The 23,468-nt window shown below is 50.8% G+C and carries 23 protein-coding genes; 1 reads left to right on the top strand and 22 read right to left on the bottom strand.

Going from position 1 to position 23,468, the window contains the following annotated elements; translation table 11 throughout:
- Positions 1–20: 20 nt before the first annotated feature.
- The 22 genes from ccmI to sixA all read right to left on the bottom strand — a co-directional run bounded on the left by ccmI (position 21) and on the right by sixA (position 20,400).
- Positions 21–1,241: a c-type cytochrome biogenesis protein CcmI gene (gene ccmI, locus ACQY6F_RS01210; protein ID WP_428771639.1), complete on the bottom strand. Its 1,221-nt coding sequence runs from the start codon at positions 1,239–1,241 to the stop codon at positions 21–23.
- Positions 1,241–1,714, bottom strand: a complete 474-nt coding sequence (locus ACQY6F_RS01215) for a cytochrome c-type biogenesis protein (protein WP_428771641.1) — start codon at positions 1,712–1,714, stop codon at positions 1,241–1,243. Before ACQY6F_RS01215 ends, ccmI begins: the two co-directional genes overlap by 1 nt.
- Complete coding sequence (locus ACQY6F_RS01220) at positions 1,711–2,265, bottom strand: DsbE family thiol:disulfide interchange protein (RefSeq protein ID WP_428771643.1); 555 nt, start codon at positions 2,263–2,265, stop codon at positions 1,711–1,713. Before ACQY6F_RS01220 ends, ACQY6F_RS01215 begins: the two co-directional genes overlap by 4 nt.
- Positions 2,266–4,224, bottom strand: coding sequence for a heme lyase CcmF/NrfE family subunit (locus tag ACQY6F_RS01225; protein ID WP_428771645.1), 1,959 nt, complete (start codon positions 4,222–4,224; stop codon positions 2,266–2,268).
- Positions 4,221–4,706 carry a cytochrome c maturation protein CcmE gene (gene ccmE / locus ACQY6F_RS01230; protein WP_428771647.1) on the bottom strand — a complete coding sequence of 162 codons (486 nt, stop codon included), beginning with the start codon at positions 4,704–4,706 and terminating at the stop codon, positions 4,221–4,223. The genes ACQY6F_RS01225 and ccmE overlap by 4 nt, the downstream gene beginning before the upstream one ends.
- Positions 4,703–4,909: a heme exporter protein CcmD gene (gene ccmD / locus ACQY6F_RS01235; RefSeq protein WP_428771649.1), complete on the bottom strand. Its 207-nt coding sequence runs from the start codon at positions 4,907–4,909 to the stop codon at positions 4,703–4,705. Before ccmD ends, ccmE begins: the two co-directional genes overlap by 4 nt.
- A gap of 14 nt (positions 4,910–4,923) precedes the next feature.
- Complete coding sequence (locus ACQY6F_RS01240; RefSeq protein WP_428771651.1) at positions 4,924–5,664, bottom strand: heme ABC transporter permease; 741 nt, start codon at positions 5,662–5,664, stop codon at positions 4,924–4,926.
- A gap of 97 nt (positions 5,665–5,761) precedes the next feature.
- Positions 5,762–6,430: a heme exporter protein CcmB gene (gene ccmB, locus ACQY6F_RS01245; protein WP_428771653.1), complete on the bottom strand. Its 669-nt coding sequence runs from the start codon at positions 6,428–6,430 to the stop codon at positions 5,762–5,764.
- A gap of 2 nt (positions 6,431–6,432) precedes the next feature.
- On the bottom strand, positions 6,433–7,053 hold the full coding sequence (gene ccmA, locus ACQY6F_RS01250; RefSeq protein ID WP_428771655.1) for a cytochrome c biogenesis heme-transporting ATPase CcmA: 621 nt from the start codon (positions 7,051–7,053) through the stop codon (positions 6,433–6,435).
- 198 nt (positions 7,054–7,251) lie between these two features.
- A complete protein-coding gene (locus ACQY6F_RS01255; RefSeq protein ID WP_428771657.1) occupies positions 7,252–7,770 on the bottom strand; it encodes a DUF2802 domain-containing protein in 519 nt (172 codons plus the stop codon).
- Positions 7,746–8,240, bottom strand: a complete 495-nt coding sequence (locus ACQY6F_RS01260; protein ID WP_428771659.1) for a chemotaxis protein CheW — start codon at positions 8,238–8,240, stop codon at positions 7,746–7,748. The genes ACQY6F_RS01255 and ACQY6F_RS01260 overlap by 25 nt, the downstream gene beginning before the upstream one ends.
- 35 nt (positions 8,241–8,275) lie before the next feature.
- Positions 8,276–9,280, bottom strand: coding sequence for a chemotaxis protein CheW (locus ACQY6F_RS01265; RefSeq protein WP_428771661.1), 1,005 nt, complete (start codon positions 9,278–9,280; stop codon positions 8,276–8,278).
- Positions 9,273–10,049, bottom strand: a complete 777-nt coding sequence (locus ACQY6F_RS01270) for a ParA family protein (RefSeq protein WP_428771663.1) — start codon at positions 10,047–10,049, stop codon at positions 9,273–9,275. The genes ACQY6F_RS01265 and ACQY6F_RS01270 overlap by 8 nt, the downstream gene beginning before the upstream one ends.
- Positions 10,050–10,058: 9 nt before the next feature.
- Complete coding sequence (locus tag ACQY6F_RS01275) at positions 10,059–11,159, bottom strand: protein-glutamate methylesterase/protein-glutamine glutaminase (RefSeq protein ID WP_428771665.1); 1,101 nt, start codon at positions 11,157–11,159, stop codon at positions 10,059–10,061.
- 26 nt (positions 11,160–11,185) lie between these two features.
- Positions 11,186–13,387, bottom strand: coding sequence for a chemotaxis protein CheA (locus tag ACQY6F_RS01280; protein WP_428771667.1), 2,202 nt, complete (start codon positions 13,385–13,387; stop codon positions 11,186–11,188).
- A gap of 9 nt (positions 13,388–13,396) precedes the next feature.
- On the bottom strand, positions 13,397–14,116 hold the full coding sequence (locus ACQY6F_RS01285; RefSeq protein ID WP_428771669.1) for a protein phosphatase CheZ: 720 nt from the start codon (positions 14,114–14,116) through the stop codon (positions 13,397–13,399).
- A gap of 50 nt (positions 14,117–14,166) precedes the next feature.
- Positions 14,167–14,535 (bottom strand): chemotaxis response regulator CheY, encoded by a 369-nt coding sequence (cheY, locus tag ACQY6F_RS01290; RefSeq protein ID WP_428771671.1) that lies wholly within the window; start codon positions 14,533–14,535, stop codon positions 14,167–14,169.
- A gap of 44 nt (positions 14,536–14,579) precedes the next feature.
- A complete protein-coding gene (locus ACQY6F_RS01295; RefSeq protein WP_428771673.1) occupies positions 14,580–15,314 on the bottom strand; it encodes an RNA polymerase sigma factor FliA in 735 nt (244 codons plus the stop codon).
- Complete coding sequence (locus ACQY6F_RS01300; RefSeq protein ID WP_428771675.1) at positions 15,307–16,194, bottom strand: MinD/ParA family protein; 888 nt, start codon at positions 16,192–16,194, stop codon at positions 15,307–15,309. Before ACQY6F_RS01300 ends, ACQY6F_RS01295 begins: the two co-directional genes overlap by 8 nt.
- Positions 16,195–16,207: 13 nt before the next feature.
- The gene (gene flhF, locus ACQY6F_RS01305) at positions 16,208–17,641 is read right to left on the bottom strand and encodes a flagellar biosynthesis protein FlhF (protein WP_428771853.1); all 1,434 of its coding nucleotides are present in this window, start codon (positions 17,639–17,641) and stop codon (positions 16,208–16,210) included.
- A 61-nt stretch (positions 17,642–17,702) separates the two neighbouring features.
- Positions 17,703–19,796: a flagellar biosynthesis protein FlhA gene (flhA, locus tag ACQY6F_RS01310; protein ID WP_428771677.1), complete on the bottom strand. Its 2,094-nt coding sequence runs from the start codon at positions 19,794–19,796 to the stop codon at positions 17,703–17,705.
- Between the two features lie 139 nt (positions 19,797–19,935).
- A complete protein-coding gene (sixA, locus tag ACQY6F_RS01315) occupies positions 19,936–20,400 on the bottom strand; it encodes a phosphohistidine phosphatase SixA (protein ID WP_428771679.1) in 465 nt (154 codons plus the stop codon).
- A 268-nt stretch (positions 20,401–20,668) separates the two neighbouring features.
- Here sixA and ACQY6F_RS01320 point away from each other — a divergent pair, with 268 nt between their 5' ends.
- Positions 20,669–23,443: an insulinase family protein gene (locus tag ACQY6F_RS01320; protein WP_428771681.1), complete on the top strand. Its 2,775-nt coding sequence runs from the start codon at positions 20,669–20,671 to the stop codon at positions 23,441–23,443.
- Positions 23,444–23,468: the final 25 nt, after the last annotated feature.

The following is a 23,468-nucleotide window of genomic DNA, read 5'->3' on the forward strand; positions in this document are numbered from 1 at the left end:
TCCATTGATAGTACTTTTAATTAATACTGGCTATCAATCAATATTTCAACTGGTTCCCCTAGTTTAACTACTTCGCTTTCACCAAACCAGTCCCCTGTTTTGGTCATCACGTTACCATCGCTGTCCAGACGAACCTTGACGATTAGCTGTTCCAGGTCAGAAATTTTTCGTCCCTGAACCATACTGTTGGAATCATCCAGTTCGACATTGAGAGGAAAATCACCCATCTGATATCGCGCTGCAGCTACCGGCATTGGCGCGCCATCTGCGGTGTGAACCGACACGATAACAATCGCACTCGGGTCTGGCTGGGCATTGGCACCAAGGTTGATGGTGACGGGTACCGCTTTACCATTGGCCGACTGCACTTCTTTATTCAGATTGCGTTCTGCGCTGGCGATGCTTTGCGTCAACATATCGAAACGAGGATCGTCTTCACCGATCATCTGCTGCATGCTGCTCCAGTAGCGAATTGCCAGTTTGAAGTCCTGGCGTTCAAATGCATCAAACGCCAACAGCGACATCACACGAATATCCGGAGTTTCTTTCATAGCCAAACGCTGCAATAGCTGACGTGCCAGTGTCTGATCGGCTTCGTCCCGTGAACTCATCAATGCTTGAGCGTAACCCAGCTGGATATCCTCATTGCCGCCATCCAGTTTGTATGCCCGAGCCATGGAATCTATCGCGGTATTCAAATCGCGTGTTGCCATCGACAAACGACCTAATAACAACCAGCCAGCGGCATCATCAGGTTTTTTATGTAGCTGGGTCCGCAGAGCAAGGCTTAAATCCGTCAGTTCCTGCTCTGTCATGTTACGCGCTTCCGGAGACATGAGCTTTTTAGACAGTGCAGGCAACTCAGCGCTGATTTTCTGCCAGTCTTGTACTTCTTGATATGCCCCAAACTGGAAATACATCGCGTAAGACAATCCCGTAACCAGCAGCGCTGAAGGAATAAATATCTTCAGTGCCGAGACCCGCCCCGCCTGCACCTGTTTATGGGCAGGAATATCATCGAGCAGAGACTGCTTCAAGTCATCAATCAGTTCCTGCTGATTCTCTACCAAGCCTTCATCAACTTCTTCTTCCAACTCTTTAAGGCGATTTTTAAAGAAAGCCTTATTCAGTTCGTCACGCAAGACTTCGTCATTGTGTCTGTGTTTGCTGATCAGCGGCAATGCAACTATCACCAAGCCAGCGATGACAAGTAGGGCAGTTAACAGCCAAAATACAGTCATTACTTTTTGTCTCCCTGTTGGTCATCATTCAGTAAGGCCTGCAGTTTCGCCTCCTTGTCCTGATCCCACTTCTCTACCGTCTGCACCGCCTGCTTAGCTTTTCTGCTGCGACGCACAATAAAACCAAAGCCGATAAGCAATACCACCAACGGACCAAACCACAAAATAGAGGTCGCCGCCGTAAAAGGAGGTTTATACGTCACGAAGTTACCGTAACGGGCAATCATATAATCGACGATTTCGCTTTTCGATTTACCTTCTACAGTCATTTCATACACTTTTTGGCGCAGGTCTTTGGCCAGCTCAGCGTTTGAATCCGCGATGGTGTTGTTCTGACATTTCGGGCATCGCAGCGTTGCATTCAGCTCATGAAACTGCTGCTCTTGCTCGGGCGTTTTGAAGTCATACACATCGATCGCAGCAAAACTGGCACTGGTAAACAGCAGCACCAGTGCTATTAGCCAATGTTTCATTGTGAAGCCTCCATGACCATTTGTTCATAAAGTGGTTTCAATGTTTTTTCCCAGTTCACTGGATTTACATCTCCCACATGGCGGTAACGAACAATCCCTTTGCTATCGATCAGGAAGGTTTCAGGAGCTCCATAAACCCCGAGGTCAAGCCCTAACATACCATCGCCGTCAAACAGGCTGATAAGGTATGGATTGCCAAGGTCGTTCAACCAAGTCACTGCTTTATCGCGCTGATCCTTGTAGTTGAGACCAATAATTTTTACGCCATCACCCGAAAGTTGGTTTAAGTACTGGTGTTCGGCATAACAGGTCGGACACCAGGTAGCCCAAACGTTAAGCAGCAGTGGCTCACCTTTAAAAATGGCCTGATCATACAATTTACCCGGTTCGGCCAGGTCTTCCAGCCGGAAATTCGGGACAGATTTGCCAATTAAAACAGACTCCAGTTTGGTCGGATCATCACCGCCAGAGTTCTTCACCAACTGGGTGGCAAACACACCGACCAAGACCAGAAATGCCAGCAGCGGAATAAACAGTATCTTCTTGTTCATTTATGCCTCCTGCTCTTTGAGAGTACGACGGAAACGGTAGCGTTTATCACTGATGGCAATCGCACCGCCTAAGGCCATAAGCAAGGCGCCGGCCCAGATCCAACGGACAAACGGTTTATAGTACAACCGGACAGCCCAGGCATCGGTGTTGCCAAGCCGTTCGCCCATAGCAACATACAGATCGCGCATAACGCCTGCATCAATCGCGGCTTCAGTCATCATTGATTTGGCCGTGGTATAGAAACGTTTTTCAGCATGTAGCGTATTGATTAGCTTACCTTGGTGGCGAATTTCGAAATCAGCGATATAGCCGTCATAGTTCGGACCGTCTTTATCTCTCAGACCAGTGAAATGGAAATCGTAGTTCTGGATCTGGAACTGTTCGCCCGGTGCCAGGCGCACATCACGTTCAACACTGAAATTCTGTACCATAGTGATACCGATAACCGTCACTGCCAGGCCAATATGGGCCAGGGTCATTGACCAGTGGCTGCGTGGCAATTTCTTAATCCCGGTCAGCAAATCATGACGGTGGGTCGCACGTTGGTACATCTCCAGACCATGCAGCAAGATAATCCACCAGGCCATCAGCCAGCCGACAAAGGCCATTGCGGTAAACTCATCAGCAAGCAGAGCAACCATTAACGCTGCCAGGACGACCGATGCAACACCGGATACCAACATTGGCTTTAACAGGCTAGACAGGTGGTCGCGCTTCCAGCGGATCAGCGGGCCAATGCCCAGCAGGAACGCGAACGGCATCATCAGCCAGGCAAACAACATGTTAAAGAACGGAGCCCCTACCGATACTGAACCCAGACCAATCTGTTTGTGTACCAGCGGCAACAGTGTTCCAACCAGTACCACGACCAGAGCCGTCAACAGTAGAATATTATTCGCCAGCAGTGCGTTTTCACGTGAGAACAGATCAAATTTACCCCGCACCCGAATTGCAGCCCCTTTCACCGCATACAGCAGCAGCGAACCGCCGATGACAAACACCAGGAAGGCCAGGATAAACATACCCCGAGCCGGGTCGGACGCAAACGCGTGTACAGAAACCAAGATACCGGAACGTACCAGGAATGTTCCCAACAGGCTCAATGAAAACGCCAGAATCGCCAGTAATACGGTCCAGGCTTTGAAAGTGCCGCGTTTTTCGGTGACCGCCAGTGAGTGCATTAACGCCGTACCAGCCAGCCAAGGCATGAATGAAGCATTTTCTACTGGATCCCAGAACCACCAGCCACCCCAGCCAAGCTCGTAGTATGCCCACCAGGAGCCCAGCGCGATGCCCAGGGTCAAAAATAGCCATGCTGCGGTTGTCCATGGACGAGACCAGCGTGCCCATGCCGTATCCAAACGGCCGGTCATCAGCGATGCAATAGCAAAAGCAAAGGCAACCGAGAAACCTACATAGCCCATGTAGAGCATAGGTGGGTGAACGATCAGGCCTGGATCCTGTAACAGAGGGTTCAGATCGCGGCCATCAACCGGGAAACTCGGCAGTGTACGCAGGAACGGGTTTGAGGTAACGATGATAAACAGCAGGAAACCCACTGAAATCATCCCCATGACCGCCAGAACACGCGCCACGGATTCTTGCGGCATACCGCGGGAAAAGCTGGCGACCGCCACGGTCCAACCTGCCTGGATCAGTACCCAAAGCAACAGGGAACCTTCGTGGGCACCCCATACCGCGGTGAGACGATAGTACCAAGGCAGTTGACTGTTAGAGTTCGTCGCGACGTACTGAACGGTAAAATCATTGGTGTAAAACGCCCATGACAAAATGCCGAAGGAGAGCAGCAACATCAAAAACATGCCCCACGACAGTGGTCGGGCTGAATTGAGCAACAGAGCGTTATTCTTGGACGCGCCAGCTAAAGGCAGAATACTCAGCAGTACCGCCATAGCCAGCGAGACGATTAAGGCAAAATGACCAAACTCAGCAATCATTGATCGCTTCCTTGTTGTTGTTGTTGAGTGTATTTAAGCGGCTGATGATTTTTTTCCATCGCTTCAGCGATTTCAGGCGGCATATACTCTTCGTCGTGTTTGGCTAACACTTCGTAAGCTTGTACCGTGGTTGCGTTGATCAACTCACCTTGAGCAACAATGCCCTGACCTTCTCGGAACAGATCCGGCAAAATACCTTCATAAACGACTTTGACCTTAGGGCCAACATCATGCAGGTCAAAAGTGACTTTCAGAGACTGAGGATCACGCTGTACTGAACCTTCCACTACCATACCACCGATTCGTAACCGTTGGCCGACCTCAGGTTTGGTTCCGTCTGGTTTACCATTGACCAGTTCGGTCGGTGTATAGAACAGATCCATATTTTGATTTAATGCATACAGAATCAAACCGATGGTGGCAGAGATACCAATCAGCACGGCCAGCACAATGCTGAGTCGTTTTTTACGTCTTGGGTTCATAGTGTGTTCTCCAGGTTTTTAGCCGCATCAATACGCTGTTGACGCGCAACTTTAGCTTGCACTTCATCCAGTAACTGATGTCCTCGCCGAACGCTAACTGCCAGCAAAATTAATAAAGATAAAAAAGTAATTCCGAAGGCACTCCACACATAGCTGGCGTAACCTCCCATATTAAAGAATTCTGACAACGTCTCAAAATGCATGGTGGGTTTCCTCCTTATCGACGTTCACTGGCGAGTTTAACCACCCACGGGCGGTGGCTTTCACGGCTGATGATTTCATTTCTGAGCCGAACCATAGTGACGGCACCAAAGAAAAACGCAAAGCCAAAGATATTCAGCAACAGTGGCCAGAGCATATCACTAGAAATGGACGGCTTAGCAAATTTTGTAATGGTGGCACCTTGGTGAAGCGTGTTCCACCACTCGACTGAGAAGTGAATAATCGGCAGGTTCACTACGCCAACAATGGCAAGAATGCCCGCCGCTTTTGCCGCCGTCTTTTGGTCATCAAACGCGCGCGACAGAGCAATAACGCCCAGGTAAAGGAACAGTAGAATCAGTTCTGACGTCAGACGGGCATCCCAGACCCACCATGTACCCCACATAGGTTTGCCCCAGATGGCACCGGTTAGCAGAGCGATGAAAGTGAATACCGCGCCGATCGGAGCCATCGCAGCGGCGGCCATATCGGAAAGCCTGACTTGCCAAACCAGCCCGATAAACGCCGCAATAGCCATTGACATGTAGGCCCCCATCGACCAGATCGCGGCAGGCACATGGATATAAATGATCCTGAAGCTATCACCTTGCTGATAATCAGCCGGTGCAAATGCTAACCCTAAAACTGTTCCGGACACCATCAACAACAGCGCTAACAATGCAAACCAGGGCAATAACTTACCGCACAGTTGGTAAGTGGTCTCGGGCTTAGCGTAAGGATGTAGCCATTTCCACATTGTTCTTTCTCACTCTTCACTTTCAGTTGACGATCGGCACGCTTTTCCGAGCGGCCAACCGATATTTTGACTTAATCTGTTTCGCAGTGCTTTGATATCAGTTAACACTGACGCGCAACGCTGCACTAATCGCAAATGGCGTTAACGTTAACGCGCCCATAAACATAGCACCCAATATCGCTAATTGTCCGTTATACGCCATCCCCAACGCAGCAGCATCAATCGCGGAGGTGGCAAAGATCAGAATTGGGATATAGAGCGGCAAAATCAGCAAACTGAGTAATACCCCACCCTTTTGCAAACCCACCGTCAGTGCGACCCCTATCGCGCCGATAAAACTTAATGTCGGCGTACCGACCAGTAAAGTCAGAACCACGGCTGCCCAGGTAGCAAAATCCAGTGACAACAACACTGCCAGTAACGGGCTGATCAGAATCAAGGGTAAACCGGTCAGCAACCAGTGCGCTATCACTTTACCGATCACCACTATCGGTAGTGGGACAGGCATAAGCATCATTTGTTCCAAAGCACCGTCTTGATAGTCATCACGGAAAAGACGCTCCAGTGACAACAGTGCCGACAGCAACGCCGCCACCCAGACGATACCCGCCGCAATCCTGGCCAGCAGTTGAGGCTCCGGACCGATACTGAGCGGAAAAAGGGTAATGACAATAATGAAAAACCACAGCGGATTAAGAATATCCGCTTTACGACGAAATGCTATAAGCAGCTCACGTCGAATAATACTGTTCATAATGGCCAGCATAATCAGTTGCCCAGTTTAATTTTTCTTAGTTTCGGGTTATCAGCAAACATATCCTGGTGCGTGGTCAGGATAACAATGCCACCATCATTTGCGTGTTCAAGGAACAGGGCTTCCAGCACCTTGACACCTTGTTTATCAATCGCGGTAAGAGGCTCATCCAGGATCCACAGTTGCTGCTTGCTCAGCCATAACCGTGCCAGGGCCACCCGGCGCTGTTGACCAGCCGATAACTGACCTACCGGAACGTCTTCCCGACCAGCCAGGCCAACCTTAACCAGCGCTTCGTAGATGACTTCCTTGCTTGGCGTCTGCCCTGAATAGACCGCCTGATAAAACCGTAAATTTTCATACGCGGTCAGTTCGCGTTTAACCCCGGTCTGATGACCAAGAAACAACAAATCACTGTGGTAGACATCGCGGTACGCTTCGATCGGTTGCTGCTGCCAAAAAATTTCACCGTCGTCTCGGTCGCCGAGTCCGGCAATAATACGCAATAGGGTGGTTTTACCTGTCCCGTTCCGGCCCTCTATCTGGACCAGTTCACCAGTCTGAATGGTGAACGAAAGGGATTCGAACAAGACTCTTTCGTCGCGGATTGCGGCAAGGTTTTTAACTTCTAGCATGAACTGTCTATAAGATGAAGGTGAGGTGTTATTTTATCACAGCAACAAACCGACAAAACCAAATTACTCGACTTCACATCACGAAACTAAGTAAGAAACTGTTAATAATTAATGGATTTGATTTCAAGACACTATTTATTACAGTGGCAATATAAAAGAGGATGCTATCGCATCCTCTTTTGGTTAAATCTGCTGGTACTATTTTCTCATCCTGCGTGGCGGCCGATTCTGAGCACGCTGTTCCGGGCTACTGGCCAGTGGCGGCACTTTCTCTTTGCCCGCCAGCTTCTTCTGCAGTGACATCATCAGCTCCGCTTCCGCTTTAGGCAACTCACACTCTTCAATCAACTCGTTGATATCCGCGCCCAGCTGAACCATTTTAGTCGCTCTGGAATAGAGTCGTCCATCGCTGTCGGCCTGTTCCAGCTCGACAATCCGTTCATTAAGATGCTGGATGATGTCCTGCTGTTCACTCAACTTTTGTCCGAGCCCGACCATAACCGATCGTACTTCAAGCAGCTGTTTAGTGTTTTTCTGCAGCTCTTTTTCCAAAGAGCGATTTTTCTGCCTGAGACTATCCGCCGTAACTCTTTGCGAGCGCTTAACCCGCAACAGCATGATCAGCAACAGCAGTAACAAAGCGGCCAGGCCTGCTGCAATTGCAGGCCCATGGCTTGCCAGAAAAGTATCCATTACAGGTGGGCCATCTCGTCCCATTCGTCTTCGGTCAACAGTTTGTTTAAGTCGACCAAGATCAGCAACTTACCATCACGGTTGCTGACACCCTGGATAAACTTGGCGCTTTCATCGGTACCCACGCTTGGCGTAGTATCGATTTCAGACGAACGCAGATATACCACTTCAGCCACGCTATCGACCAGAATACCAATCACCTGACGTTCTGATTCGATCACTATGATTCGGGTGTTATCGGTGATTTCACCTTCCATCAGACCGAAACGGGAGCGTGTATCAATAACCGTTACCACGTTACCACGCAAGTTGATAATGCCCAGAACGTAATCCGGAGCCCCCGGTACTGGAGCAATTTCGGTATAGCGCAACACTTCACGCACTTGCATGACGTTGATACCGTAAGTTTCTTCTTCAAGCTGGAACGTTACCCACTGAAGAACTTCATCGTTTGCCTGCTCTTTTCTCACTTCCAGTTCGTTCGTTTGAGACATACCTTATCCTCTTGAGTCGTTTCCGACATATTGAATTAATGTTCCAGTGCTTTAACGTCCAATCCGGCATTAAGCATCGCGATCAATGCCTCAACATGGATTAGAGCGCACATTTTTTCTTTTACCATTCCCGCCAGCCACGGTCGCTTACCGACCTGTTCACGCCAGCGGATTTTATCTGTAGTGAGTAGCTCAGTACCCAGCAGCTGCACACATGCCAGGCCCCACATACTTTCACCAAGCATCACAATGTACTGATAATCGGCCTGATGGCTGTCGTCCTGAAGTTTTTCTGCCATGACCCATTTCGCGGTATCGACCACATCTAACTGATTGTCACGGCTGGTCTGCAGGCCAAGATACCAGGCAGGGCGACCTATCAAATGATTTAGTTCAGTCAGGCGATGAATACCACCCAGCTCGTCCAAAGGTACCGCAAAGGTCACGCTATTAACTTCAAAGTAGAGAACCTGAAAGTCTTCGTTACGGATTCGGTTTTGCCAGTCGCTAAAATCGGCGCCAGAAGATTGCGTCTCTGGCTGAGTCAACGATTCAGTTTCAGTATTAACCTCTTCGGTTAGCGACTCTGCAGGCTCAACCACTTCCGCCACGGCAACCTCAGCCTCGGGCTCTATGATATCCCACTCCTGGATTTCGTCCGGTTGCGCGAGCGGAGTTGAGTCCGCTTCCACACTCTTTTCCGCGCCGGCATTACTGCTTAACTGTTCAGTATTCTGCTGCATGACCTGTTCAAGCTGCAGCTCTGCCACCGGATTAGCCGATTCAAGTTGTTTCAGCAGACGTTCCACATCTTCCAGGTTAGGAACTTCCACTTCGGCGTCCTTCGGATCAATGAAACTACGCGGTTCAACCTCAGTTTCTGCAGCAGCCAGTACTGGTTGGGGCTCCAGCTCAACAGGTTCAGGGGCTGGCTGCCATTGGTTGTCGTCTGGCAGCGATTCAGCCGCTGGCTCTTCCAATAGCGAGTTAAAATAGTCGTCCAGCGCCTGCTCACTGGAAAGCAAATGACCGTTACTCATTCAGCATTAACCTCTCGAGATAGAGTAACAACTGTTTGTAAGCGAACACGCCCCGGCTTCCGGCGGCAAAATGCGAGGCAGGCAGATGTTTCAGGCTGGCATCGCGGAATTTGGTGTCAATCGGTACTGCCGAGCCCCAAACCTGACTGGGGTAATCTTGCTTTAACTGATTCAGGGTCTGTAACGATGCTCGGGTTCGCTTGTCGTACATCGTGGGAACGATCGTGACTTTGAACGACTCTTTACGGGATTTCTGCATAATCGCTAAGGTACGGACCATACGCTCCAGACCTTTCATCGCCAGAAATTCCGTCTGTACCGGGATCAGAATCCGGTCACTGGCCGCCAGTGCGTTGACCATCATAACCCCCAGGATCGGCGGACAGTCGATCAACACATAGTCATACTGTTCTCGCAATGCCAACAGGGCCCGCTTAAGGATAAGCCCCATGCCGTTACGGTTGCCCATTACCCTATCCAGCGTCGCCAGCGACATATGGGCAGGGATAATATCAATGCCGTCAATATTGCTGCTCAGTACCAGAGGCGTGACGCTCGCCGGGTTAAATTCTGTCAGCTGAAAAAGGTCAAACAAGCTGTGCTTAACCGCATCCGAATCATAGCCGAGGTAGGTGGTCAACGACGCGTGAGGGTCAGTATCGACAAGCAACACCCGCTTGCCCTGCTGACTCAATAATCCGGCTAACGTCACCGTTGTGGTGGTTTTACCTACGCCACCTTTCTGGTTTGCGATACTCCAAACGACCATCCCAATTCCTTATCCTAGGCCTACTTCTACTAACATCCGCTCTGCAATGCGTTCCAGCGGAAGATCTTCGCTGGAAATGCCCGCTTTAGCGACTGCTTGTGGCATGCCATACACGACGCAGGTTTCTTCGTCCTGAGCCCAGATAGTAGCGCCGGCACTTTTCAGCATGCGGGCCCCTTCTCGACCATCTGCGCCCATGCCCGTCAGGACCATAGACAAGACCTTATCCTGATAAATTTTGGCCGCACTGCCGAAGGTCACATCCACACACGGCTTGTAATTCATTTTTTCGCCACCATCGATAATGCGCAGCCTGGCGCTACCCGGACGGCCATCGATCATCATTTGCTTACCCCCCGGAGCCAGGTACGCCGTACCCGGACGCAGAACGTCACCGTCTTGCGCTTCTTTCACCTGAACTTTACACAGGCCGTTAAGACGACTGGCAAATGCCGCAGTGAAGGTCGCCGGCATATGTTGGATCAACACAATTGGATGCGGGTAATTGGCCGGCAGTTTGGTTAGTATTTTCTGCAGCGCTACCGGGCCTCCGGTAGACGTGCCGATGGCGGTCAACTGATACTTTTTCCCGCTGGCACGATACCGTGGCGATACCACAGGCGCACTGCCAGGCGCGGCAGCCGCTGTGCTACGCGTTAACGGCGCTGGCTTGACAGCAGGCCTGGCCGCAACCGGTCGCCGCAGCATAGCCCTTCTGGAGGCAATTTGCAGAATCCGCTGCTGCAACAAGCTGACAGCCTCATCACGATTACGGGCGATGTCTTCAAATTTTTTCGGCAGAAAATCCAGCGCGCCGGCGTCCAGCGCATCTAAAGTTGCTTTGGCGCCATCATGAGTCAGTGATGAAAACATCAGGATTGGCGTAGGCTGCTTGGCCATGATCTCGCGTACAGCGGTGATCCCATCCATCACCGGCATTTCGATATCCATCGTAATGACATCCGGTTTGATACTGAGCGCTTTTTCTACTGCTTCTTTGCCATTACTGGCGACATCCACCACTTCCAGTCTGGGGTTGGCGTTGACAATTTCACTCACCCTGCGACGGAAAAAACTCGAATCATCAACTACTAATACTTTAATCGCCATAGTTTTCCTTATAAGCCTGACGAAAATTAAATTCGAGAAGCAGCGGCATACTGCTTAAGCAAATCCGGCACATCCAGAATCAGCGCGATATGGCCGTCACTGGTAATAGTGGCACCCGCCATTCCTGGCGTACCTTGCAGTAATTTATCCAGAGGTTTAATGACCACTTCTTCCTGGCCGATCAGGGTATCGACGACAAACCCGACCCGTTGACTGCCAAGCTGCACAATCACCACATGACCATGGCCTTTACGCAGTTCCACTTTGCCGCCGTTAGGCGCCAGCCAGTTCTGCAGATAGAACAATGGGATAGACTTGTCACGAACGATGATGGTCAGTTGGCCATCGACGATATTGGTCCGGCTCAAATCGAGATGGAATATTTCATTCACACTGGCAAGTGGCAGAGCGAACGGATGACCGGCCACACCGACCATCAAGGTTGGCAGGATCGCCAGAGTCAGCGGCACTTTGATAGTGATCTTGGTGCCTTTACCCAGTTCTGAGTCAATATCGATAGAACCGTTCAGGGTGTTGATGGCGGTTTTGACCACGTCCATACCCACACCGCGTCCGGAGATATCTGAAATCTGCTCTTTGCTGGAGAAGCCAGGCATAAAGATAAGGTTAAAACACTCTTTGTCCGTCAGGCGGGACGCAGCATCTTCATCCATCACTCCGCGTTTGACCGCAATCGAGCGCAGTTTATCCGGATCCATACCGCCACCGTCATCGATGATGGCCAGCTCAATATGGTCACCTTCCTGAGAGGCAGAAAGAATAACTTTACCGGTTCTCGGTTTGCCTGCAGCTACCCTGGCTTCAGGCATTTCTATACCGTGGTCGACAGAATTTCGTACCAAGTGGATCAGTGGATCAGCCAGCGCTTCCACCAGGTTTTTGTCTAAATCGGTATCTTCACCACGCATTTCCAGCGTGATGTCTTTGTTCAGGTTGCGGGCAAGGTCCCGTACCACGCGCGGAAAACGGCCAAACACCTTTTTAATCGGCTGCATGCGGGTTTTCATCACTGCGCCTTGCAGATCCGCGGTAACGACATCCAGATTCGATACCGCTTTTGACATCTCTTCGTCGTTGCTATTGAGTCCCAGGCTTAGTAGGCGGTTACGCACTAACACCAGCTCACCCACCATATTCATAATGGTATCCAGGGTTGAGGTGTCGACACGTACGGTGGCTTCAGACTGACTTTTCTTCGCCGGAGCAACTGCGGTGGTATCTTTAGTTGCAGGTGGATTCGCTTGTGCTGCCGCGGCCGGCTTAGGCGTGGCAACAGGCATTGCCGCTTCGGCCGGCGCACTTGGCTCTGGGCGATTTACCGGCGCCGCAGGTTGTGTGGCGAGCTCCAACTCTTCAGCTGACGGCCCTTTGCCTGTGCCATGCAGCTCGTCGAGTAACTTTTCAAACTCGTCGTCGGTCATCAAGTCATCCCCTTCGGATGGACTGGATGAAGCAGCAGCTCCCGTCGGTGGATTAGTGGCCGGAGGATTGCTCACCGCTGCTGAGCCCGATGCCGACGGGCCTTTACCCGAACCATGCAATTCGTCTAACAATTTCTCGAATTCATCGTCGGTAATATCGCCACTGCTATCACTTGCGGGCTCAGCAACAGAATTGGATCCAGAAGCCGCGGCTGGAGCTGAAGCGCCCGGCGCGGTTCCTTTACCATGCAGTTCGTCGAGCAGTTTTTCAAACTCATCCTGCGTAATTTCATCGATGGAGCCAGCTGAGGATAACTCGGTATTTTCCGGTTGCGGTGGCGGCGTTTCCACTTGCGGTGGCTCTGGCGCCACTTCGACAGTTTCAACACTATCAGCTTCTGGGTGACATAGACGATGAAGCTCATCCAGCAGAGCTTGTTCTGCTCGCGGCAGTGGATCCCGGTCCTGTACTGCCTGGAACTGCACGTTGATGGTATCCAGCGCCTGAAGCATGGTATCCATCAGACCGGCAGTCACCTGGCGCTGACCGTTCCTCAGCACATCAAACACGTTTTCCGCGCCGTGGCAGGTATCAACCAGCTCGGTTAACGACAAAAATCCTGCGCCACCTTTTACCGTGTGGAAACCACGGAAAATAGCGTTCAGCAGATCTTTATCTTCCGGATTGTTTTCCAGTTCTACCAACTGTTCAGAAAGCAGATCGAGAATTTCGCCTGCTTCAACCAAAAAGTCCTGAAGAATTTCTTCGTCTAATTCATAGCTCATATGTTACCCCTAAAACCCCAGACTAGAGAGCAGGTCATCGACTTCGTCCTGAGATGAAACGGCATCCGCTCTTTCATGAGGGTTCAATATCGGTCCCTCAGGGTCTGCTGAAACTTTGTTATTTTTATCTGCTGCCGGTTCGGGATTCGTGTTCCCGAACACAGTAAGTATTTCGACCAGGCGCGTTTCAACTTCATTCACCAGCGTAATGACGCGGCTGATGATCTGCCCGGTTAGGTCCTGAAAATCTTGCGCCATCAGTATCTCGGTTAACTGTCCGCGCAGTTCGCTGCTGTCACCTTCAACCACTTGCAGCAACTGGTCGACTCCGTGGCAGAGCGTTTTAAATTCAGACAGCTCAATTCGCCCGCGCATGAGTTCGTTCCACTGGGGACGGACTTGCAGCAACCCTTCGTGTAGGTTGTCCGCGATCGGCATACAGCGATCGACGGCATCCATGGTTTTGTTGGCGGCGATTTCAGTCTTATTGATGACGTACTGAAGACGATCCCTCGCATCGGGGATATCGTCATTGGCAATCTCTCTCATACGCTCATCGAGACTGAACTGTTTCAGTGAATCATGGAGGTCGCGAGTCAGCTCTCCAATTTCCTGCAACATCGGCTTTGAGATGCCTTCAGATATATTTTTGACAAGAAGGTTGGCTTCCTGCTGCTGGTCGGACTCAAGCAGTTCAACCAGTTGTTTTGCCTGTTCTAATGAAATCATCCTGGATTGGCCTTGCTACGCTCTATTAGTGACTAAAGCGGTAGGTGTGCTTATAAGCGCTCAAAAATTTTATCGAGCTTCTCTTTCAGGGTCGCCGCAGTAAACGGTTTAACGATATAACCATTGACGCCGGCTTGTGCCGCTTCAATGATCTGTTCACGTTTGGCTTCTGCGGTAATCATCAGAACCGGAAGATGCTTGAGACTATCGTCAGCACGGATGTTTCGCAGTAAGTCGATACCCTGCATACCAGGCATATTCCAATCCGTGACGACAAAATCAAATTCGCCTTTTTTCAGCATTGGGAGTGCTGTTAAGCCGTCATCTGCTTCTGACGTATTGTTGAAGCCAAGATCACGAAGTAGATTCTTAACGATACGGCGCATTGTTGAGAAGTCATCAACAATTAGGATCTTCATATTTTTGTTCAAAATTGCCTCCACTGAGTACGAAATCAGTGTCTTTAGTCTTGGTTTGTCCACGCACTCAATTTAGTGCGCAGTCGTTGCATGGATTGGCTCAGTATCTGGCTAACTCGCGACTCGCTGACGCCAATTACTTCACCAATTTCCTTCAAATTCAGTTCTTCATCATAATAAAGCGAAAGAATCAAAGCTTCACGCTCGGGAAGCGATTTTATTGATTCTATCAACGCTTTGCGGAAAAATTCGTCTGCTACACCATTAAAAGGTGTGTTGTCATCCTCATCATCGGGACTGGAAATCACATCATCGGATACGCCCAGGTCCTCAATACCAACCAACCGTGAGCAATTTATGTCCGTCAGGGCGGTGTGGTACTGATCCAAACTCAGCCCCATATGTTTTGCGACTTCTGCATCGGTCGGATCGCGGTTCAATTCTCCTTCCAGAGTGGCGATCGCCTGGCTGATTTCCCGGTTATTTTTATGTACCGAGCGAGGCACCCAGTCACCTCGTCGAATATCATCCAGCATGGCGCCGCGAATACGGATTCCCGCATAGGTTTCAAAGCTGGCGCCTTTGCTGCCATCATAATTTTTTTGCGCTTCAAGCAGGCCTATCATGCCTGCTTGAATCAGATCTTCGACTTGAACACTTGGTGGTAATCGACCCAACAGGTGATGAGCAATCCGTTTTACCAGGACAGAGTACTTTTCCAAAAAGGCTCGCTGGCTATTGTGATTAGCGTATTGATCGTAGGTCAGCGCCTTATTCACCAAATGGTTCCTCTATTCTTTCCGATCGATTTAGCAAACGTTCTACAAAAAACTCCAGGTGTCCACTTGGCGTCTTAGGAATTGGCCAGGTTAACGCCTTGTTAGCCAAAGAGCCCAACGCCAGGGAAGCGGGAGAGCGAGGAAAAGCATCGACGACGATTTTCTGTTTTTTCACCGCTTGTCGCACTTTATCATCTAATGGCACACATGCTACGAGCTCGAGACTCACATTTAAGAATCGCTCTGTGACCAAGGTCAATTTTGCAAACAATTCTCGCCCTTCCCGATAGCTTCTGACCATGTTGGCGACAATCTTAAACCGCTCCACCTGGTGTTCTTTGCTGAGCAGTTTGATCAGAGCGTAAGCATCTGTAATTGAAGTCGGTTCATCACACACGACGATCACCACATCCTGAGCCGCTCGAGAAAAACTGACCACCATATCGGAAATGCCTGCCGCGGTATCGATCAGCAGTACGTCCATTTCATCTTCCAGGCTGCCAAAAGCGCGGATCAAACCAGCGTGTTGTGCGTGACTCAGCTCGGTCATCGATTGGGTACCGGAAGTCGCGGGAATGATTTTAATTCCGTGCGGACCTTCAACAATGGCGTCCTGCAGATCGCATTCCCCGGCCAACACATGGCCAAGATTTTTTTTCGGTCGAATTCCCAACATGACATCTACGTTGGCGAGCCCCAGGTCGGCATCCAATACCATGACTTTTTTGCCCTGGCGGGCCATACAAATTGCCAGGCCAAGGGTCACGTTCGATTTACCAACACCACCTTTACCACCGGTAACCGAAATCACTTTAGTCAGCGAAGGTTGAGTTAAGCGGCGCAAGCCACTTGCTTGGTCATGTATCATATTCTCTGTCATAATCGTCCGCCGCCTAGAACCCTTCGGTCTCGTTAGTCCAGTAGTGTGGTTCATCATCCGTCGACTTCTCTAATAATTCGTTCGCTTTCGCCACCATGTATTTAGGCTGAGCGATAACGATATCTTCTGGCACCCGTTGACCATTGGCGATATACGCCACCGGTAACGCATTTTGAACAATAACACTGACGAATTCGCCCAGGCTCAATGACTCATCCAACTTAGTCAAAATACAACCCGATAAAGGAATCCGTTTAAAATGGTCGATAGTTTCCTGTAGCACTTTGCGCTGTGCGGTGGCAGGTAACACCAGATAGCTGTTGATGACCTCTCCGCTCTCCTGCATCAGGGTATCCAGCTGCTCGGAAAGCCTGACATCCCGCTGCCCCATCCCCGCTGTATCGACCAAAATCAGGCGGCGATTTCTTAGCTGATATATTACATCGGCTAACTCATTGGAATCTTTAGCAACTCTTACCGGACATCCCATAATTCGGCCGTAAATAGACAGCTGTTCATGGGCACCGATCCGATAGGTATCTGTGGTCACCAGAGCCACGTTGTCGGAGCCGTACTCCATCGCAGCACGGGCGGCGAGCTTGGCCACGGTAGTGGTCTTGCCGACGCCGGTCGGGCCGAGCAGTGCCACAACTCCGCCGCGTTTTAAGATGTCCCGGCTCGATACTGGGATCTGGTCGGCGACCAGGCCGAGTAACGCTTTCCAGGCTTTGGTCGGTGCGGTGTCTTCAGGAATGTAACAGGCTAACTGATCTGCCAGTTCGGAAGAGACGCCCATCCGCTCCAGTCGCTTGATCAACATGGCGCGCAACGGCTCGCGTCTTTCGACTTCCTGCCACATCAGACCGGACACCTGATGTTCCAGCAGACGACGTATCGAAGTCATCTCCTCTCGCATCTCTTCCAGTTCATGGTGGTCGATGGCCGGTTCCTGCGGACGGCGGCGCTCATAGCGAGTGGGATCTAACTTGGGCGGTGTGCGCGGTGCATTGGTGTCTTCCGCGATTAAGCGGGCAAGCGGTGAATCTTGTTTTAGTCTGATGTCGTTGTCTGTGGCACTGGCTCGCCGTTTTAACAGTGCAGACAGCGAATCTTCATTTTCTGCCGTGTGCTCCGCTTGCGGCTCGTGGCCACTACTCTGGCTGTACTGCTGCAACATGTTGGCGAAACGCTTGGTCATAGAGCGTCCGGAATCCGCGCTGCTGCGCAAACTGACTTTGTCGTCTTCTAACTCACGCACCGCGCCTCTGGCTTGTGACGCGGCCGGGTTATAGCCCCCTTGGGTTCTTAGTCCTGTCGATGCACTCTTTTGTGCAGCTTCACCATCAACGGCTGCCACTATTTCAACGCCACCAGCGACTTTTTTATTCGACATGATTACCGCTTCTGACCCTAGCTCCTCTTTAACCTGGAGTAATGCAGAACGCATGTCTTTGGCAAAAAATCGTTTAATTTTCAAAATCGATATCCATTTCTGAATGAGCTAAGGGTTAGTTACCGACCGCTTGTACAATTCGAATCTGTTTTTCGTCCGGAATTTCCTGATATGACAGCACCCGTAACGACGGAATGGTATTTTTCACAAATTTAGCCAAGGTTGAACGAAGTACGCCGGAAGTCAGTAACACCGCAGGTTCACCTTTCAGCTCCTGTTCTTGCGTCGCCTGACTCAAAGAAGACTGCAGGCGTTCTGCCAGGCCAGGTTCAATACCGGCGGATTCCCCACCTGCTGCCTGCATTGTCTGATGCAATAATTGTTCCAGCTCAGGGATCAGGGTGATCACCGGCAATTCTGGTTCTATCCCATTGATTTCTTGAACAATTAATCGTTTCAGCGAGATGCGACAAGCCGCGGTGAGGATGTCAGGTTCTTGACTCTTAGACGAGTATTCAGACAGGGTCTGAACGATAGTGCGAATATCGCGGATCGGAATTGCTTCGTTGAGCAAGTTTTGCAGTACTTTCACCACCACGCCCAGTGCCAGCTGGTCTGGCACAAAGCTTTCCACCAGTTTCGGTGTTGAGCGGCCAAGCATTTCCAGCAGATTCTGTACTTCTTCATGCCCCAGTAGCTGAGAAGCGTTATTGGTGAGCAGCTGACTCAAATGGGTCGCCAGCACAGTGGCCGAATCAACCACAGTATACCCGAGCGCCTGGGCGTGCTCGCGCTGCTCTTCGCGAATCCAGACCGCTTCCAGGCCAAATGCCGGATCTATGGTGGGTTCACCGTCGATCATGCCGTAAACCTGCCCAGGGTTAATCGCCAGTTCCTGGTCAGGGCGAATCTCGGCCTCCCCAACGGCCACGCCCATTAGCGTGATGCGGTAACTATTGGGCGTCAGTTCCAGATTATCGCGAATATGCACCGCCGGGATAAGAAAGCCAAAATCCTGGGACAATTTTTTGCGTACCCCTTTGACCCGCTCCAGCAGCTCGCCGCCCTGATCCCGGTCAACCAGAGGGATCAAGCGGTAACCCACTTCCAAACCTATTACGTCTACCGGCTGAACATCATCCCAGGACAGCTCACGCTGGGAGGGGGCATCCTGTTCGACTTTGTCCGGCAGTTGACTCTGTTCTTGCTGCTGTTTCTGTTTGCGCTGAATCCAATATGCTGCCCCTCCTGCAAGCAGGGCGAGAGATAAAAACGCCAGGTGCGGCATACCGGGGACAACCCCCATCACCGCCAAAATTGCCGAGGTAATCATCAGCGCCTTGGGGTTGTCGAACATCTGGAACACCACTTGCTGTCCCATATCTTCGTCGGTATTTTGCCTGGTCACCATAATGGCGGCACCGATAGAGAGCAACAGCGACGGGATCTGCGCCACCAGGCCGTCACCAATGGTCAGCAAGGTGTAGATCTGCAACGCCTCACTAAACGCTAAATCATATTGAGCCAGACCTATCGACAGGCCGCCGATGATGTTGATAAACAGGATCAGGATACCGGCAATGGCATCCCCTTTGACAAATTTTGACGCACCATCCATCGAACCGTAGAAGTCGGCTTCCTTGGTCACTTCAAAGCGGCGCAAGCGAGCCTGCTCCTGGTCGATCAACCCGGCGTTCAAATCCGCATCGATGGCCATCTGTTTACCCGGCAAGGCATCCAGGGTAAAGCGGGCACTCACTTCAGAAATCCGGCCGGCACCTTTGGTCACTACCATAAAGTTAATGATCATCAGGATCAAAAACACCACCAGACCGACGGCGTAGTTACCGCCGATTACCACATTACCAAATGCTTCAATCACACTACCAGCAGCACCGGAACCTTCATGACCATACAGCAGGACTACCCGGGTGGAAGCGACGTTGAGCGCCAGACGCAACAGGGTAGCGATCAGCAATACGGTTGGAAAAGCAGCAAAATCCAATGGCCTGCGGGTATACACGGTAACCAGCAACACCACCATCGCCAGGGCAATATTAAAGGTGAAGAACAGGTCAAGCAGGAAAGGCGGGATGGGCAGTACCACCATTGCTAAGGTGGCAAGTACCATCACCGGCGCCCCTACTGCAGGCATCGCTCGCTGAGGAATCGGTGGGATTTTGTCCGCAAATGGCAGAGTAAACTTCATAGATGAATTAATTATTTGGCCGTTAATTAAGCAGTTAGCTCAGTAGTGACCGTTCCATGCAATTTTTAGTCCACTGATAACTGTCAAAAATATGGCAAGCCACGGTGACAGCACCACCGTGGAAGATCGGGTCAATTAGTTACGGATTAATGTTCCAAAGATGCTCTCCACGGCGGGTGACCGGGTCATACTCAATGCACATCAAACCGGAAGTTGGAAACATTGGCGGCACAGTTTCAGGCACAAATTCCGCAGTCAAATATCCGACAAGGGGAAGGTGGGAGACCAATAATACCGAGTCTAACTTTTCCACTTCTATTAAGGCGGATACAAATTCAAACACTTGCTCTGAATGGCCATAGGGGGTGATATCGTCACACTCCACAACACTGTCTGCACTCATGCAACCTGCCAGCACCTGCCAGGTTTGTTGGGCGCGAGTATAAGGGCTGACCAGCACTTTGCTAAAGTGTCCGCAACCTTGTTCCTGACACGCTCTGGCAACGGCGATAGATTGTGACCGTCCCCGCTTGGTCAATTCCCGTTCAGCATCACTGTCCGCAAACGGCTCCGCTTCACCGTGACGCATAATAAAAATCTTCATACTGCATTCCTAACACAAGCGGTGTTACTTCTCTAACCCGCTGATATTTATATTCTCAACTAGCGATTTTTATCTTTAATTAAGCTATACGTATATTTTTAATAATTATATCAACTGCCTTGTCAAAGAACTCGACTTTGTTAACAATCTATTCGTTACAACTCAAAAATAGTTTCATTTTCAGACGATAAATAAATTAATTGCTAGCGTTGGCAGGCTGACTATTCAACGTCATACTTATAATTAGCCCAATTTCCGGAGACCTGAAGTGCACTTAAGCCCGAACGACCGTAACCAGTACCGATACCTGACGTTAGAGAACGGGCTGAGAGCGTTGCTGGTGCAAAACCAGGAAGCTCAGAAATCTGCAGCCGCACTGGCGGTAAACGTCGGTCATTTTGATGATCCACTCGATCGCCAGGGCATGGCCCACTATCTTGAACATATGCTGTTTTTGGGCACGGAAAAATACCCTAAAGTCGGCGAGTTTCAAAGTTTTATTAATCAACACGGCGGCAGTAATAATGCCTGGACAGGAACCGAGCATACCTGTTACTTCTTTGACGTCACTCCTGCGGCATTTGAAAAAGGACTGGATCGCTTCAGTCAGTTTTTCACCGCCCCCTTGTTCAATCCGGAAGCGTTAGACAAGGAACGCCAGGCGGTCGATTCCGAGTACAAACTTAAGCTCAACGACGACAGCCGCCGGCTGTATCAGGTGCACAAAGAAACCATTAACCCCGCCCACCCTTTCAGTAAATTTTCCGTGGGTAATATGGAGACGCTGGCCGACCGTCATCAGGTCTCGATACGCGACGAAATCGTCGCATTTCACCAGCAGCACTATTCGGCCGATCTAATGACCGTGACTCTGGTCGGCCCGCATTCACTGGATGAAATGCAGCTCTGGCTGGAAGGTAAATTTGCCGCGATTAGCAATCAGCAGCTGGCCGGGAAACACATTGAATCACCTTATGTACTGCCACAGCACACCGGCATCTGTATGACGGTGGAACCGCTGAAAGAGATTCGCAAACTGATCCTGGCGTTTCCTATGCCCTGCATGGACCAGCACTACCAGACCAAACCGCTGTCGTACTTTGCCCATCTATTGGGGTATGAAGGCCCGGGCAGCCTGATGCTGGCTTTGAAAGAGAAAGGCTGGATCACGTCGCTTTCCGCTGGCGGCGGTGCCAGTGGCAGCAATTATCGGGAATTTAATGTCAGTTGCACTTTGACGCCGGACGGCATCGAACACAAAGATCAGATTATTCAGGCGGTGTTCGACTATATCGATCTGATCCATCATCATGGCATGCAGGACTGGCGATACCAGGAAAAGCAAGCGGTATTAGAATCGGCCTTTCGCTATCAGGAGCCGACCCGCTCCATGGACATGGCCAGCCACTTAGTGGTCAACATGCAGCACTATTCTGCGCAAGATGTCATCTATGGTGATTACATGATGCTCGGTTACCAGGAAGCGCTGCTGAAAGACTTGTGCCGCTACCTGACAGTCGAGAACCTCAGAGTCACCCTGATTGCCAAGCAACAGCATTATGATCGGGAAGCAGACTGGTACGGTACCCATTATTCGGTGGCCCAACTATCCGATCATCAGCGGGATTTCTACCGCTCCATGGGTGAACTGAAGCTGACTCTGCCAGAGCCGAACCCCTATATCAGCTATCAGCTTGACCCGTCGGCAGTCGAAGAGCATCACGACAAGCCACAGGTCATAGAAGACCTGGCCGGCTTCCGGCTGTGGCATCTGCAGGATAACGAATTCAGGGTGCCAAAAGGGGTCATCTACATCGCGATCGACAGCCCGCATGCGGTTGCTACCACGAGCAATATTGTTAAAACCCGCTTGTGCGTCGAAATGTTCCTCGACTCACTGGCCAAAGAGACGTACCAGGCTGAAATTGCAGGCATGGGCTACAACATGTATGCGCATCAGGGCGGCGTGACCTTGACCTTGTCCGGCTTCAGCCACAAGCAGCCCGAATTGCTGAAAATGATCCTGACCCGGTTTGCCAAGCGTGAATTCAGTAGTAAGCGCTTTGAGAGCATCAAGCAGCAGTTATTAAGAAACTGGCGCAACGCGGCTCAGGACCGGCCTATTTCTCAACTTTTCAATGCCTTAACTGGGATTCTTCAGCCCAACAACCCTCCCTATAGCAAACTGCTGGAAGCGCTGGAGCAGATCACGGTAGAGGAACTTCCGGAGTTTGTTGAACAGATCCTGGCGCAGTTACACGTTGAAATGTTCGTCTATGGCGACTGGCAACGACACCAGGCACTGGAGATGGGTAACACGCTGAAAGATGCTCTACGAGTCAAAGATCAACGCTATTCGGAATCACTGCGCCCGCTGGTGATGCTGGGCGAAAATGGCACATACCGTAGCGAAGTCAACACTAATCAGGACGACTCGGCGGTGGTGGTCTATTACCAGTGTCCGGATATCTCGCCGCACAGTATCGCGTTATATTCGTTGGCCAACCACTTGATGTCGGCGACATTTTTCCATGAGATCCGTACCAAACAACAGCTCGGTTATATGGTTGGCACCGGCAATATGCCGCTCAACCGCCATCCCGGTATTGTGCTGTATGTCCAGTCGCCTACTGCGGCACCGGTCGATTTGATGAGCTCAATCGATGAGTTCCTCAACGCCTTCTATCTGGTCTTGCTCGGACTCAGTGATTATCAATGGCACACCAGTAAACGCGGGCTGTGGAACCAGATCGCCACACCTGACACGACCCTGCGTGGCCGTGCCCAACGACTGTGGGTCGCCATAGGGCATAAAGATGAGCAATTTAACCAGCGCGACCAGGTGCTGGAGCAGTTAAAATCGCTGACTCGCTCCGATATGCTGCGTTTTGTGGTCAATGTTCTGAAACCGCGCACGGCACATCGACTGATCCTGCATACTCAGGGTAACACCCACCAGCATGCCGATCCGCTTGAGGTAGGCCATGAAATCGGCTCGATTCACGAGTTCCAGCTCAGACCAAGAGACTGTGATTTGGGCTAACTGCTCTTTCGTACCGTGCATATGC

The organism is Vibrio sp. (assembly GCF_050299255.1).
GTDB lineage: Bacteria > Pseudomonadota > Gammaproteobacteria > Enterobacterales > Vibrionaceae > Vibrio.

Excerpts from the sequence above, each read along its gene's own strand:
- ccmI (WP_428771639.1), bottom strand. The coding sequence starts at position 1,241 with ATGACTGTATTTTGGCTGTTAACTGCCCTACTTGTCATCGCTGGCTTG.
- ACQY6F_RS01215 (WP_428771641.1), bottom strand. The coding sequence starts at position 1,714 with ATGAAACATTGGCTAATAGCACTGGTGCTGCTGTTTACCAGTGCCAGT.
- ACQY6F_RS01220 (WP_428771643.1), bottom strand. The coding sequence starts at position 2,265 with ATGAACAAGAAGATACTGTTTATTCCGCTGCTGGCATTTCTGGTCTTG.
- ACQY6F_RS01225 (WP_428771645.1), bottom strand. The coding sequence starts at position 4,224 with ATGATTGCTGAGTTTGGTCATTTTGCCTTAATCGTCTCGCTGGCTATG.
- ccmE (WP_428771647.1), bottom strand. The coding sequence starts at position 4,706 with ATGAACCCAAGACGTAAAAAACGACTCAGCATTGTGCTGGCCGTGCTG.
- ccmD (WP_428771649.1), bottom strand. The coding sequence starts at position 4,909 with ATGCATTTTGAGACGTTGTCAGAATTCTTTAATATGGGAGGTTACGCC.
- ACQY6F_RS01240 (WP_428771651.1), bottom strand. The coding sequence starts at position 5,664 with ATGTGGAAATGGCTACATCCTTACGCTAAGCCCGAGACCACTTACCAA.
- ccmB (WP_428771653.1), bottom strand. The coding sequence starts at position 6,430 with ATGCTGGCCATTATGAACAGTATTATTCGACGTGAGCTGCTTATAGCA.
- ccmA (WP_428771655.1), bottom strand. The coding sequence starts at position 7,053 with ATGCTAGAAGTTAAAAACCTTGCCGCAATCCGCGACGAAAGAGTCTTG.
- ACQY6F_RS01255 (WP_428771657.1), bottom strand. The coding sequence starts at position 7,770 with ATGGGACGAGATGGCCCACCTGTAATGGATACTTTTCTGGCAAGCCAT.
- ACQY6F_RS01260 (WP_428771659.1), bottom strand. The coding sequence starts at position 8,240 with ATGTCTCAAACGAACGAACTGGAAGTGAGAAAAGAGCAGGCAAACGAT.
- ACQY6F_RS01265 (WP_428771661.1), bottom strand. The coding sequence starts at position 9,280 with ATGAGTAACGGTCATTTGCTTTCCAGTGAGCAGGCGCTGGACGACTAT.
- ACQY6F_RS01270 (WP_428771663.1), bottom strand. The coding sequence starts at position 10,049 with ATGGTCGTTTGGAGTATCGCAAACCAGAAAGGTGGCGTAGGTAAAACC.
- ACQY6F_RS01275 (WP_428771665.1), bottom strand. The coding sequence starts at position 11,159 with ATGGCGATTAAAGTATTAGTAGTTGATGATTCGAGTTTTTTCCGTCGC.
- ACQY6F_RS01280 (WP_428771667.1), bottom strand. The coding sequence starts at position 13,387 with ATGAGCTATGAATTAGACGAAGAAATTCTTCAGGACTTTTTGGTTGAA.
- ACQY6F_RS01285 (WP_428771669.1), bottom strand. The coding sequence starts at position 14,116 with ATGATTTCATTAGAACAGGCAAAACAACTGGTTGAACTGCTTGAGTCC.
- cheY (WP_428771671.1), bottom strand. The coding sequence starts at position 14,535 with ATGAAGATCCTAATTGTTGATGACTTCTCAACAATGCGCCGTATCGTT.
- ACQY6F_RS01300 (WP_428771675.1), bottom strand. The coding sequence starts at position 16,194 with ATGACAGAGAATATGATACATGACCAAGCAAGTGGCTTGCGCCGCTTA.
- flhF (WP_428771853.1), bottom strand. The coding sequence starts at position 17,641 with ATGCGTTCTGCATTACTCCAGGTTAAAGAGGAGCTAGGGTCAGAAGCG.
- flhA (WP_428771677.1), bottom strand. The coding sequence starts at position 19,796 with ATGAAGTTTACTCTGCCATTTGCGGACAAAATCCCACCGATTCCTCAG.
- sixA (WP_428771679.1), bottom strand. The coding sequence starts at position 20,400 with ATGAAGATTTTTATTATGCGTCACGGTGAAGCGGAGCCGTTTGCGGAC.